At 75.7% G+C, this 13,231-nt stretch carries 8 protein-coding genes; 1 reads left to right on the forward strand and 7 read right to left on the reverse strand.

Annotated features, from left to right (window positions below; all coding sequences use genetic code 11):
- On the reverse strand, window positions 1–197 hold a 197-nt coding region (locus tag MHY85_RS16935), incomplete at its 3' end, for a hypothetical protein (RefSeq protein WP_239198464.1).
- Between the two features lie 343 nt (window positions 198–540).
- Here MHY85_RS16935 and MHY85_RS16940 point away from each other — a divergent pair.
- The gene (locus tag MHY85_RS16940; RefSeq protein ID WP_239198467.1) at window positions 541–4,740 is read left to right on the forward strand and encodes a S8 family serine peptidase; all 4,200 of its coding nucleotides are present in this window, start codon (window positions 541–543) and stop codon (window positions 4,738–4,740) included.
- A 411-nt stretch (window positions 4,741–5,151) separates the two neighbouring features.
- On the opposite strand, the gene MHY85_RS16945 is transcribed toward MHY85_RS16940, so the two are convergent.
- The 6 genes from MHY85_RS16945 to MHY85_RS16970 all read right to left on the reverse strand — a co-directional run bounded on the left by MHY85_RS16945 (window position 5,152) and on the right by MHY85_RS16970 (window position 13,190).
- Window positions 5,152–6,156: a 5'-3' exonuclease gene (locus MHY85_RS16945; protein WP_239198470.1), complete on the reverse strand. Its 1,005-nt coding sequence runs from the start codon at window positions 6,154–6,156 to the stop codon at window positions 5,152–5,154.
- Window positions 6,157–6,200: 44 nt separating this feature from the next.
- On the reverse strand, window positions 6,201–6,608 hold the full coding sequence (locus MHY85_RS16950) for a hypothetical protein (protein WP_239198473.1): 408 nt from the start codon (window positions 6,606–6,608) through the stop codon (window positions 6,201–6,203).
- 43 nt (window positions 6,609–6,651) lie between these two features.
- Window positions 6,652–7,665, reverse strand: a complete 1,014-nt coding sequence (locus MHY85_RS16955; protein ID WP_374233927.1) for a LacI family DNA-binding transcriptional regulator — start codon at window positions 7,663–7,665, stop codon at window positions 6,652–6,654.
- Between the two features lie 117 nt (window positions 7,666–7,782).
- Window positions 7,783–10,503 (reverse strand): glycosyl hydrolase 53 family protein, encoded by a 2,721-nt coding sequence (locus tag MHY85_RS16960; protein ID WP_239198480.1) that lies wholly within the window; start codon window positions 10,501–10,503, stop codon window positions 7,783–7,785.
- Between the two features lie 133 nt (window positions 10,504–10,636).
- Window positions 10,637–11,545, reverse strand: a complete 909-nt coding sequence (locus MHY85_RS16965) for a sugar ABC transporter permease (protein WP_239198483.1) — start codon at window positions 11,543–11,545, stop codon at window positions 10,637–10,639.
- A 1-nt stretch (window position 11,546) separates the two neighbouring features.
- Window positions 11,547–13,190, reverse strand: coding sequence for an ABC transporter permease subunit (locus tag MHY85_RS16970; RefSeq protein WP_239198486.1), 1,644 nt, complete (start codon window positions 13,188–13,190; stop codon window positions 11,547–11,549).
- Window positions 13,191–13,231 lie beyond the last annotated feature (41 nt).

The raw sequence follows: 13,231 nt of genomic DNA on the forward strand, positions 1-13,231 counted from the left end.
GTCGACGCGCTCGGCCCCGAGGGGGCGGGGGTGCGGGCGTCGGTCCGGCCGGTGGGCTCGAGGGCGCCCACCTCCCGTCCGGGAACGGCAGGCGCCGGGGTCGTCGCGGCGGCCGGGGCCGCGAGGTCGCGCTCGTCGCGCAGGACTGCGTGCCTGCCGCGGGACGTGCGCCGCGCGGCGGGCATGCTGTCACTCACGGTCGTCGAGGCTAGGCAGCGGACCTCGGGGTCCTTCAAGGGCCCGGCGACCGACTCGAGAAGATCCCGTGACGATGCGGGCGGCCGATCTTCACAGGATGACCACAACCGGCCCGGGGCCTGCGGCGACCCGGGCGGTCTGCGGGGTCGGGCGTCGGTGACGCGCCCGTGTGGTCCCGATCACCCATGCTAGCGACGTCTGTGCACGGGCTGAGCGACGAATGTGTGGCGAAACCGTGACGAATCGCCCGGGAGTTTGTACGGTGAGCCCGCAGTCACCGTCGGACATGACGTCCAGTCATGACCGGGTGCACGTCTGCTCCTGCCCCAAGAACGGATTCCCATGACGCGTCGCTCGCTCCGTGCCTCGTTGACCGTCCTGGCGCTGGCCGCCTCCACCACGCTCGGGGCCGGAGGCGTCGCCTCCGCCGCCGGGCCGGGCGCCGCGTCGCCGCCGCTCCCCCTGGACCCCGGCCTGGCCGCGGGCGCGGGAGACCCGATCGCGTCGGACGACGTGCTCGCCGGGACCGAGGGCAAGGTCTCCTCGGGCCTGGCGGACGCCGACGGCACCGTCACCGCCTTCGTCCAGCTCGACGCCCCGTCCGGCCTCGACGTCGCCGAGGACGGCGGCGACGCGGCGGCCGTCCAGGCGGCGACCGCGCAGGTCGAGCAGGTCGCCGAGGCGGTCGTCCCCGCCGAGTCCGACCCGGCCGCCCGCACCGCCGCGGTCGCGCCCGAGCGGATCGCCACGCTGTCGAACCTCGTCGCCGGCGCGCTGGTCACCGGCGACGCCGCCCAGGTCCGCGACCTGGCCGCGTCCGACGACGTGGTCGCGGTGTACCGGGTCACCACCAAGACCGCCGACAACTCCTCCACCGACGCGTTCACCCGGGCGCTGCAGGTGTGGCAGGACACCGGTCAGACCGGCGAGGGCGTCCGGATCGGCGTCATCGACACCGGCCTGGACTACACGCACGCCGACTTCGGCGGCCCCGGCACCGTCGAGGCGTACCAGCAGGCGTACGGCGAGGACGGCACGCAGCCGGTCCCCGAGGGCCTCTACGACCCCGCGAAGTACCTGGGCGGCTACGACTTCGCCGGCCCGCTGTACGACGCGGACCCCGCCTCCGAGCTGCCCGGCGCCACGCTCACGCCGACGCCGGACGCGAACCCGATCGACAGCCTGTACACGTCGGACAACTCCGGGCACGGCACGCACGTCGCCGGCACGGCCGCCGGCTACGGCGTGCAGCCCGACGGCACCACGTTCACCGGCGACTACGCGTCCCTGACCGACCTGTCCGACTGGCAGGTCGGCCCGGGCTCGGCCCCGGGCGCCGGGCTCTACGCCCTCAAGGTGTTCGGCGACATCGGCGGCTCGACGGACCTCACCGGCCTGGCTCTCGACTGGGCCGCCGACCCCGACGGCGACGGCGACTTCGGCGACCACCTCGACGTGGTCAACCTGTCGCTCGGCGCCTCGGCCACCCCGTCGGACGACCCGGACAACCTGCTGATCGACCGGCTGTCCGACCTCGGCACCCTCGCGGTGCTCAGCGCGGGCAACTCCGCGGACATCACGGACGTCGGCGGCTCGCCCGGCTCCGCGGCGTCCGGCCTGACCGTCGCGAACTCCGTCGGCAGCCCGCAGACCTACGACGGCGTCGAGGTCACCGAGGCGCCCGACCCGGCCGCCGTCGGCACCTGGGGCGCGCAGAACTCCATCTCCTACGCCGGCACCGAGGACGTCACCGCCCCCGTGGTCTACCTGGGCGACGGCGTCGACGGCTGCGCCCCGCTGACGGACCGCGCGGCGGAGATCACCGGGAACATCGTCTACCTGTGGTGGGACGACGACGACGCGACCCGCGCCTGCGGCTCCGTGGCCCGGTGGAACAACGCCGAGGCCGCCGGCGCGGTCGGCGTGCTGATCGGCACCGAGTCGACCGTGTTCTCCGCGGGCATCTCCGGCAACGCGACCATCCCGGGCGCGCAGCTGACGGCGTCGTCGACCGACGCGCTGCTCCCGGCCATCCAGGCGGGTGGCGTCGTCGCGCACCTCGGCCCGTCGCTCGCCGCCGCGGTCACCACCGACGAGATCGGCGACGCGCTCAACCCGGGCTCGTCCCGCGGCGCGCACGGCTCGCTCGGGATCATCAAGCCCGACGTGGCCGCGCCCGGCACGCTGATCTTCTCGGCGGCGTCCGGCACCGGCGCGGCGGCGCAGTCGCTGTCCGGCACCTCGATGTCCTCGCCGCACGTGGCGGGCATCGCCGCCCTGGTCCGCGCCACCCAGCCCGGCTGGACCCCGGCCCAGGTCAAGGCCGCGGTCATGAACACCGCGACCCACGACGTGTGGACGGGCGCGCACCAGTCCGGCACCACCTACGGCCCGCAGCGGGTCGGCTCCGGCCGGGTGGACGCCCGCGCCGCGGTCGCGGACACCGTGCTCGCCTACGGCTCGGAGGACCCGGACCAGGTGTCCGTGACCTTCGGCGTCGTGGACGTGGGCGCCGAGGCCGTCACCCTGAAGAAGACCGTCACGGTGCAGAACACCGGCACCGAGGCCGTCACGTACGACACCGCCTTCGCCGCGGCCACCACCACCGGCGGCGCGACGATCACCACCTCCCCCGCGACGCTGACGGTGCCCGCCGGCCAGCAGGGGCTGGTCACGCTGACGCTCACGGCCGACCCGGCGACCCTGGAGCGGGAGATCGACCCGACCCAGGCGACCACCCAGGGCGGCGTGCCGCGCGAGTACGTGGCGTCGCTGTCCGGGCGGCTCGTGCTCACCTCGGGCGACGCCGAGCTCCGGGTGCCGGTGCAGGCCGCCCCGCGCCTGGTCTCCGAGCTGACGGCCGACCCGGTGTCCTTCGCGGACGCCGGCGCGGGCACCGCCGCGCTGACCCTGTCGGGCCGGGGCGTCGACTCCGGCGGCTGGACCTCGCTGGTCGCGCCGCTCACGCTGGGGGCCACCAGCCCCAAGCTGGAGGACGTGCCCGGGTTCGTCACCTCGGACTCCGCCGTGGCGTCCGGCGACCTGCGCTGGGTCGGCTGGACCTCCACCGCGCCGCAGCAGGCGGCCGCGGGCGGCGACCCCGCCGACGGCTACCTCGGCGTCGGCATCGCGGTCGACGGCGACTGGGCCACCCTGGGCCAGGCCGTGCTCCCGGTGGTCGACTGGGACGTGGACCGCGACGGCACGCCCGAGGCGCAGACGGTGGTGCAGAAGCTGAGCGACGCGGCCGACGTCACGGTCGCCGCGACGTTCGACTACGACACCGGCGACGTCCTCGACGTCCAGGGCGTGAACGGCGCGTTCGGCGACGTGGACACCACCGTGTTCGACAACTCGGTGCTGGTCGCGCCGGTCGGGATCGCCGCGCTCGGGCTCGAGCCCGGCGCGACCCCGGCGGTCACCGTCTGGACGACGTCCGACTACGCGGCGGACCCGAGCGGCCGGGTCGACGCGGCCGAGCCGTTCACGGTCGACCCGTTCGACCCGCCGTACTGGTTCGACGGCGGCGTCACCGACGCGCTGTGGTTCGCGGCGTCCGACGCCACCGAGCTCACCGTGCACCGGTCGACCACCACGGCCGCCCCGGCGGACCAGCTGCTGGTGCTGCACAGCCACAACGCCGACCCGACGACGCGGGCCCAGGTGCTCGACGTGGCGGTGCCGGAGGCCGTGGCGACCACCACCACGCTGAAGGTCACCGGGCCGGCGAAGGTCGGCAAGGACCTGACGCTGACCGCCACCGTGTCCCCCGCCGAGGCGACGGGCACCGTGTCGTTCCGCGCGGACGGCACCGAGGTCGCCACCGCCCCCGTCTCGGGCGGCACGGCCACGGCGACGGTCCGGCTCGGCGGCGGGTCGCACGCCCTCACGGCGGTGTTCACGCCGGACACGGCGGCGTTCGCCGGGTCGGAGTCGGCGCCGGTCGCGGTCGACGTGAAGAAGGCCGGCTCGACCACGAAGATCACGCTGTCGCAGAACTCCGGGCGGTACGGCTCCGAGGTCAGCGCGACGGTGACCGTCACCGGCCAGGGCGCCGTCCCGGCCGGCACCGTCGAGATCCGCGAGCGCGACACGGTCCTGGCGACCGGCGAGCTCACCGCCGGCGCGGGGAACCAGGCGACCGCCACGATCGCCCTGCCCCGCGACCTGAAGTCCGGGTCGCACACCCTCACCGCCGTGTACACGGGCAGCGGGGACGTCGACGGCTCGCACAGCCAGCGGTCCTACCGGGTGCTGGCGACCGTGCCGGCGATCAGCCTGGACACCCCGTCGTGGACGGTCGCCAAGGGCGCCACGCCCGCGGTGACCGTGACGGTCGCCGGCCCCGAGGGCGCCCCGGCCGCCGGCGGCAAGGTGACGGTCCTGGCGGGCATCCGGCCGGTGGCGACCGTCGCGCTGACGGACGGGACCGCGACGGTCACCCTGCCGGCCGTCAGCCGCACCACCACGGTCACCGCGCTGTACACCGGCGACGGCGGCTACACCCCGACGCTGACGATCGGGGTGCTCACGGTGCGCTGAGACGCGCCCGCCGCGCGCGGGCCGGCCACCCCCGATCCCGGGGGCGGACGGCACGGGCGCGGCGGGTCGGCGCGCGGGGCGCGCGGCGGTGGCGTGGACGCGGGGGGTCGTCCGCGCCCTGGGGCGCCGCCGCCCCGCGCGGGAGGGCGGTGCGGACGGGCCGGGGGGATCCAGGACCGGCCGCACCGCGGGGGGGTCACCGGGGGCGGTGACCCCCCTCTCGCGCGCCGCGGGGGTCGCGCGCGCCGCACGCGCGCCCGCGTCGCCTACGGTTTCCGGCCCGCCCACCGACGACCTGGTGCGGCCGCGCCGGAAACCGTAGGCCGCTCGGCCGGGTGGCGCGGCGGAGCGGCGTGGCGGAGCGGCGTGGCCCGGCGGCGTGGCGCGGCGCGACGCCGCGGGCCGGGGCGGTCAGCGGTTGGCGAGGGCCGTCAGGACCCGGCGGACGCTCGACGCCAGGCCCCAGCGGGCGGTCAGGTCGACCAGGGCCGCCCCGTCGACGGGCTCGCGCGGCAGCGTGAACGCGTCCGCGGCCGCGGGGTCCGCCCCGTCGGCCAGCCGCACCGGCGCGTCCGCCGCCACGCGCACCACCCCGGGCGCGACCGCGAGGTAGTCCTCGGCGTCGACCAGCCGCTTCCGCTGCGTCGCGGTCAGCCCGCGGTCGCCGGCGTCGCGGGCCGCGAGCAGGCCCGGCAGGTCGTCGTACGTCGCGAGCATGGCCGCGGCGGTCTTCTCCCCGATGCCGGCCACGCCGGGCAGCCCGTCGCTCGGGTCGCCGCGCAGGACGGCCATGTCGGCGTAGGCGCTGCCCGAGGCCACCCCGTACCGCTCCCGCAGCCGCGCGGCGTCCACGACCTCGATGTCCTTGATCCCGCGGATCGTGTAGAGCACCCGCACCGGCGCCTCGTCGTCGACCAGCTGGAACAGGTCGCGGTCCCCCGTCACGACGAGCACCGGCGTCCGCTCCCCCGCCGGCCGCGCGACCTCGCGGGCGGTGAGCGTGCCGATGACGTCGTCGGCCTCGTACCCAGGCGCCCCGGCGCGGGCGATGCCCAGCGCGGCCAGCACCTCGGCGATCACCGGCACCTGCGGCGCGAGGGCGTCCGGGACCTCCTCGGCGACCGCCACGCCGTCCGACGACGCGGCCGCCGCGGCCTCCGCCCCGCCGACCGCCCGGTGCGCCTTGTACGACGGGATGGCCGCGACCCGGAACGCCGGGCGCCAGTCCTCGTCCCAGCAGGCGACGAGGCGGTCGGGCCGGTGGTCGGTCACCAGCCGGGCGATCATGTCGAGCAGGCCCCGCACCGCGTTCACCGGGGTGCCGTCGGGCGCCTTGACCGAGTCCGGGACGCCGTAGAACGCCCGGAAGTACAGGGACGCAGAGTCGAGCAGCATCAGCGCGTGACGGTCGGCCATGCCCCGAGTGTGGCAGGCGCGGCTCCGTCTCGGCGGGCACCGCGTCAGGAGGAGGCGAACACGTCGGCCAGCCACCCGCCGAGCCGGGTGAGCGCGTCGCGGGCGTCGCGGGCGGTGAGGTCTGCGGCCGCGACGGCGAGGTCGTCCCGCCCCGCGGCGCGGAACAGGTCCCGGACGTCGACACCGTCGAGCCGGGCCTCGGTCACGAGTGGGACGTCGCCCCGCTCCACGACGACGTACAGGTCGATGCACGCGCCGTCGTCGGGGCTGTCCTCGGCGACGGCGGTGAACGGGTACCGCGCGAGGAGCCGCTGGGCGTCGGCGCAGTGGATCGACGACACCCGGCTGGCCTCGGCACCGACCTGCGCGGCCGCGAACCCCGCGCTGGTCAGCGGGCCGTCGAGGGCGGCGCGGAGGTGTGCGACGAGCTCGGCGTCAGAGACAGCGGCCATCTCCCGAGTGTGGCAGGGGGGCGGCGCCCTGCGCGGCGCTCCGTCAGGCCGAGGCCCGCTCCACCAGCGACGTCGGCAGCGTGATCCGGGCGGGCTCGGCGCCCTCGACCACCTCCAGCAGCAGCCGCACCATCTCGGACGCGATCCGCTCGAACGGCTGCCGCATCGTGGTCAGCGGCGGCTCGAGCGTCGCGGCGAGCCCCGAGTCGTCGAACCCGCCGACCGCGACGTCCCCGGGCACCGAGCGCCCCGCCTCGCGGAGCGCGACCAGCGCGCCCGCGGCCATCAGGTCCGAGGCCACGAACACGGCGTCCAGGTCGGGCCGACGGTCGAGCAGCTCGCGCATCGCCGCCTGGCCGGACGCCCGCGAGTAGTCGCCGTGCGCGACCAGCGCGTCGTCGTACGCCTCCCCGAGCGCCGACCGGTACCCCGCGAGCCGGCGGAACCCGCCGGGGGTGTCCATCGGCCCCGTGATCGTCGCGACCCGGGACCGGCCCCGGGACAGCAGGTGCTCGGTCATCCGCCGGGCGCCGCCCTCGTCGTCCGCGGACACCCAGCCGATCCGGTCCTCGTACCCGAGCGGCTCCCCGCACGCGATCGTCGGCACGCCCTGGCGCAGCAGGTCGCCGACGACCGGGTTGCCCCGGTGCGAGGAGATGAGCAGCACGCCGTCGACGTGCCCGGCGGCGACGTAGTCGGTGATCCGCCGCCGCTCCTGCTGGGAGCCGGCGACCATGAGGAGCAGCGGCATCTCCCGGGCGGCGAGCGCCTCGGCCGCCGCCCGGAGCAGGATCGAGAACGTCGGGTCCTCGAACAGCAGGTGCTGCGGCTCGGTCAGCAGGAACGCCACGGAGTTGGAGCGGCCCGTCACCAGGCTGCGGGCGTGCTGGTTCGCCGAGTACCCCGTCGACCGGATGGCCTCCTGCACGGCCGCGAGCGCCTCGGGCGACACCCAGTGCCCGCCGTTGAGCACCCGCGACACGGTCCCGCGAGAGACGCCGGCGGCCGCGGCGACGTCACGGATCGTCGGGCGTCGGCGGGGCTGGTCCACGGCCACCGACCTTACGGCCACGGCACCCCCCGCAGGCCGCAGCGCGCCGGGCGCACCCGGCCGGGGTGCCGCGCCGGGGAAGGCGGCGCGGACATCCCGGCCGGGTCGGTCCGGCACCGCCGGTCAGCGTCCCGCACGCCCGGGCGCCGTGCGCGCGGCTCGGCGGCGCCGGGTCAGGAGCAGCCCACCGGCGCCCACGAGCGCCAGGGCGGTCGCCAGCGCGAGCCCCGCCCCGGCGGCGCCGGTGGCGGCGAGCCGACCGGGCGCGGGGGTGGCGCCGTCCGCGGCGAGGACCGTCACCGGCAGCGCGAGCAGCACGGTCCCCGCGCCGTCGCGCACCTGCAGGTGGTGCAGGCCCGGGGCGAGGTCGGCCGGGATCGTGACCGTCACGGTCGCGCCGCCGTCGACCAGCCCGGCGGTGGCGAGCCGCTGGTACACGGACGCGATGCCGACCTCCACCCGCTCGCCGGGCATGCCGGTCAGCGTGAGCGTCACGGTGCCACCCGCCCGGACGGTCGTGGCGGACAGGGTCCCGGCCGGGGCGTCCGCCGCGGGCGGCGTGGTCGGGCCGGGCGCGGGCGGCGTCGTCGGCCCCGGGGTCGGGGGCGTCGTGCCGGGCAGCGCGACCAGCCCGTCCAGGGCGGCGGTCAGCGCCGCCGCCGCGCCGTCGACGGTCGCCTGCCCGGGGGCTGCGGCCCGGAGCACGAAGTCTGCCCGGCCCGCCGCCGAGTCGAGGGCGGCGACCGAGTCGGCCGTGTACCGAGCGCGGTCCACCCCGGCCGCGCGCTCCGCGAGGCCCCGCAGCGCGGCGGTGTCGGCGGCGGTGGTGTCCGGCACCGCGACCAGCTCGAACGCGTCGAGCGACCCCCACGCCCCGCCGGACAGCGCGAGCGAGGCGGAGACCACGACGACGCCGTCGGCGGCGACGGTCAGCACGTCCGTCTGCGGGTGCTGCCAGTTGGCGAACCCGTCCAGCCGGAAGTCGGCGGTGACCGAGGAGATGCCGGAGCTCGCGGAGATCTGCATCGTGTCCGCCGAGCCGGCGTCGCCGCCCTGGGCGCGCGCCGACAGGCGGTACTGCCCGGCCGGCACGCCGGTGACGGTCTGCTCGATCGTGAACGCGTACGGGGCGGCGGCCCAGAAGTGCGTGGACCGCTGGCCGGCGTACGGGTCGTTCGTCGAGCTGATCGTGTAGCCGGTGCCGGTGCCCGTCCACGGCGCCGCCCCGTCCTCGAACCCGCCGTTGACGACGAGGTTCTCGCCCTGCCCGGCGTCGGCCAGCACCGTGACCGTCGCGGTGGCGGCGTGCCCGCCCGCCGTCGTTCCGGCGAAGGTGTAGGTCCCGGGGTCGAGGAGCCAGGACGGGTCGTCCCGCCAGGTGACCGCCTCGTCCTCGGTGGTGCCGTCGGTGTAGGAGACGCGCAGCGTGCCGGGCAGCGGCACGGGGTCGCTGGCGACGACGGTCAGGCGCGGCTGCTCGACGGCGTCCACCTCGCGCGGGGCGACCGACCCGGTGCGCGCGTACTCGTACACCCGCAGCGACTCCAGCGGGGTGCCGTCGAACGCGAACAGCGCCTGGTTGTCCCAGGAGGAGCCGCCGTACGCGTCGGCCCACTCGCCGCCCAGCGCCCCGGTGGGGTCGTAGAACTCCTGGGAGTGGGTGGTGGCCCAGCCGGACCCGTCCCGCTCCCACAGGTCCCAGTTCGCGTCCACCTGATCGGGCGGGCCGACCGGCAGCCACGCGGGCTCCCAGTAGAAGGTGCCGATGCCGCGCCCGCCGGAGACGTCCGCGACCGCCTGCATCACGTCGCGGACCGCGAGCGCCTGCCCCTGCACCGAGGCGGGGTACGCGGCGGGCGCGGTGCGGATGACGTTGGGGTACCCGTCGCCGTCCTCGAGGGTGGACGCCCACGACGTCTCGGCGACCGCGACCTCCTTGTCGTAGGTGGTGGCGACCTGGTCGAGCACCGCCGTCAGGTTGGCGAGGCTGCCGTGCCAGAACGCGTAGTACGAGCTGAGGAAGACGTCGTAGTCGACGCCGCGGTCGTGCAGGGCCTTCGCGGCCGCGGCGTACTGCCCGGCGCGCTCGGGGTTGGTGAAGTGCACCGCCACCTTCACGTCGGCGCCGAGGGTCTCGCGGACCGCCTCGGAGCCGGCCTGGAACAGCCGGGCCGTGCTGTCCCAGCCCTGGACGCCGGCGATCTCGCCGCCGGTCGTCTCGTTGCCGATCTGCACCATCCCGACGTCGACCCCCGCGTCCGCCATGGCCCGCAGCGTGTCCGCCGTGTAGCCCTTCAGCGCCGCGACCCGCTGGTCCAGGTCGAGCCCGGCCCACGCCCGCGGCGACTTCTGCTGCCCGGGGTGCGCCCAGAAGTCGGAGTAGTGGAAGTCGACGAGCACGCGCATGCCGGCGGCGGTCGCCCGGCGCCCGATCTCGACGGCGCGTGCGGCGTCCACGTTCCCCCCGCCGTACCCGAGCGCGGGGTCCGCGCTGGTGAACGGCTCGTTCCACACCCGGACGCGGGCGTAGTTGACGCCGGCGTCCGCGAGGACGTCGAAGACGTCCGCCGGCCGCCCCGCCTCGTCGCGGAACACCACGCCGGACTCCTCGAGCGAGAGGACGCTCGAGAGGTCGGCGCCGTTGATCCAGTCCTCCCCCATCCCGTCGACGCGCGGCACGGTGATGCCCGCCTCGACCGGCACCGGGGCCGCCTCGTCGGCGGCGACCGCCGCGCCGGCGGGCACCGCGCCCGCGGCTGCCGTCATGCCCGCCACCCCCGTCATCGTCAGCACCGCGGCCAGCGCCACCGTGCGCGCACCCCGCCGTCGTGGTCTGGTCCTCATCGACCGGTCCTCCCTGATCGCCGTGGTGCGGGCGCGCCGGAGCGCGCGCCCGCCCGTCCCTCCGTGGTCCCCCTGCCGCCCGGCGTCCGTGCCCGGCGGGGCCGCGCCCCGGGACGGTCCCGGGGCGCGGCGGTCAGCCCTTGACCGAGCCCGCCGACAGCCCGCCGACGATGTACCGCTGCAGCGACAGGAACAGCGCCAGGACGGGGATCGAGCCGATGACGGCGCCCGCCGCGAACAGCCCCCACCGCGAGGTCAGCTGGTTGGACACCCACTGGTACATCCCGACCGCGAGCGTCCAGTTCTCCTCGCTCGTGAGCACGATGCGCGCCAGGATGAAGTCGCCGAAGGCGGAGATGAACGCCAGCAGCGCCACGACGGCGAGGATCGGCGTCACGAGCGGCACGATCAGGCGCCAATAGATCTGCGAGTGGGTCGCGCCGTCGATGCGCGCGGCCTCGTCGATCTCCCGCGGCACCGAGTTGAAGAAGCCGTACATCAGGAACGTGTTGGCCCCGAGCGCGCCGCCCAGGTAGACGCAGATCAGCGCGACCCGCGAGTTCACGCCGAGCGCCGGGATCACGTTCCCCAGCGAGATGAGCAGCAGGAACACGGCCACGAACGCGACGGTCTGCGGGAACATCTGGATGATCAGCAGCGAGGTGAGCGACGCGCGCCGCCCCTGGAACCGGAACCGGGAGAACGCGTAGGCCGCGGCGGCGCCCATGAGCACCGCGCCGAACGAGGCGACGCCGCCGATCAGCAGCGTGTTCCCCACCCAGGTCCAGTACAGCGTGTCGCCGAGCGCGGCGAAGTTGTCCAGGCCGATCGTGCGGAACAGCGAGCTGGACCCGGCGAGCGAGCCCGCGGGGTCGAGCGCCGCGGACAGCGCGTACACCAGCGGGAAGACCGCGTAGAACACGATGACGAGGCCCACGGGGTACTTCCAGCCGATCTCCGCCCACCACCGCGCGCGACGGGCGCGGGTCGGGCGGCCCGGGGCGGGGGCGGTGGTCCGCTGCGCGGCGTTCGCGAGAGCCATCTCAGATCTCCTCGAGCTTGCGGGTCCGGCGGAACGCCAGGCCGGAGACGACGCCGATCACGACGAACACGACGATCGACAGGGCGCTCGCGAGCCCGTAGTCGGCGCGGCCGCCCGAGACCCCGGAGATCTGGTAGATCGCGGAGATCAGGATGTCGGTCGACCCCATGGGGGTGCTGACCCCGGGGAAGGCCGGGCCGCCGCCGGTGAGCATGTAGATGATCGTGAAGTTGTTGAAGTTGAAGGCGAACGACGCGATAGCCAGCGGGGCGGTCGACACGAGCAGCATCGGCAGCGTGATCGACCGGAACTGCCGCCAGCGCCCGGCGCCGTCGACGCGCGCGGCCTCCATGACGTCGCCCGGCAGCGCCTGCAGCGCGCCCGTCGTGACCAGGAACCAGTACGGGTAGCTCAGCCAGAGGTTGACCCAGAGGATCGCGGCCTTGGCGAGCCACGGGTCGGACAGCCAGCCGATGTCCGCGCCGAAGAAGAACCAGTCGTTGATCACGCCGAACTCGGCGTTGAGCATGCCGCGCCACAGCAGGGCGGACATGAAGGCCGGGAAGGCGTACGGCAGGATGAACAGCGTCCGCAGCACCTTGCGGCCGCGGATCCGCGGGTCGTTGTAGATCAGCGCGAACAGCAGGCCGAGCCCGAAGCTCGTGAGCACCGTGAGGATCGCGAACGCGAACGTCCACGCCGCGACCTTGAGCAGCGGCCCCGCGTAGCTCGCGTCGGTGAAGGCGCGGACGAAGTTGTCGAACCCGACGTTGACGTACCAGCCGGCGGCCAGCCGCTCGCCGTCCTCGGCGACGAACTGCCCGCGGTCGCTCGGGCTGTAGACGGCCCCGGTCTCGGTGTTGGTGATGGTCTGCGCGTCGGGGTCCCAGACGAGCCGCGAGGTGTACACCGCGGCGGTCGAGCCCTCGCGGGTGCGCAGCGAGCCGTCCTCGGCGTCGTCGGACACCGGGACGCGCAGCGCGACGACCTCGGCCTGCAGGTCGGCGTCCGCGTACAGCTGCGCGCGCGGCACGACCTCCCAGCCGGGCACCGCGACCGGCGTGCCGCGGTCGTCGACCTGCGCGCCGCCGACCGCGTCCAACGGCGCGGAGGCGGTGCCGACCCGGACGGTGCCGTCGTCGTTCACCGCGAAGCCGAGCGCGTCGCCGTCCCGCACCACCGCGAGCGGGTACTCCGGCGAGCCCTCGACCTGGCGCTCGTCCTGGATCAGCGCGGCGTCGACGGCCTGCTGCATGCTGCCGAGGTGGCCGGTGCCGTAGTTCGTGAAGGCGACGTAGCCGGTGTAGAGCAGGGTGAACATCTGGAACACGGCCAGGAACACCAGGCCGGGGAACAGGTACTTCAGCGGCAGGGCCCGGCGGGCGAAGTAGATCCAGTCCGCCGCGGCGAGCAGGACGACGAGCGCCGCGAGGACCACCCACGCGCCCGCGCGGTAGGCCGACAGGATCGCGAGCACGCCGCCCGCGTTCACGACCGCCATCAGCGCGAGCTTCACGACGAAGCCCCAGCCGAGGCCGCGCCAGTCGCGCGCGTGCGACTCGCGGGGCGCGGGTGCGCCCGGCTCGCCGGACCGGTCGGGCGGGATGCCGGGCGGGTGCTCGGCGGTGCTCGTGCCCACGGACATCGTTGCTCCTCGTGCGGGTGGTGGCGGGCGCGGGTCCCGGG

Origin of the sequence: Cellulomonas sp. ACRRI (assembly GCF_022346185.1) — a bacterium.
Classification (GTDB): Bacteria; Actinomycetota; Actinomycetes; order Actinomycetales; family Cellulomonadaceae; genus Cellulomonas.

Excerpts from the sequence above, each read along its gene's own strand:
- MHY85_RS16940 (WP_239198467.1), top strand. The coding sequence starts at position 541 with ATGACGCGTCGCTCGCTCCGTGCCTCGTTGACCGTCCTGGCGCTGGCC.
- MHY85_RS16945 (WP_239198470.1), bottom strand. The coding sequence starts at position 6,156 with ATGGCCGACCGTCACGCGCTGATGCTGCTCGACTCTGCGTCCCTGTAC.
- MHY85_RS16950 (WP_239198473.1), bottom strand. The coding sequence starts at position 6,608 with ATGGCCGCTGTCTCTGACGCCGAGCTCGTCGCACACCTCCGCGCCGCC.
- MHY85_RS16960 (WP_239198480.1), bottom strand. The coding sequence starts at position 10,503 with ATGAGGACCAGACCACGACGGCGGGGTGCGCGCACGGTGGCGCTGGCC.
- MHY85_RS16965 (WP_239198483.1), bottom strand. The coding sequence starts at position 11,545 with ATGGCTCTCGCGAACGCCGCGCAGCGGACCACCGCCCCCGCCCCGGGC.
- MHY85_RS16970 (WP_239198486.1), bottom strand. The coding sequence starts at position 13,190 with ATGTCCGTGGGCACGAGCACCGCCGAGCACCCGCCCGGCATCCCGCCC.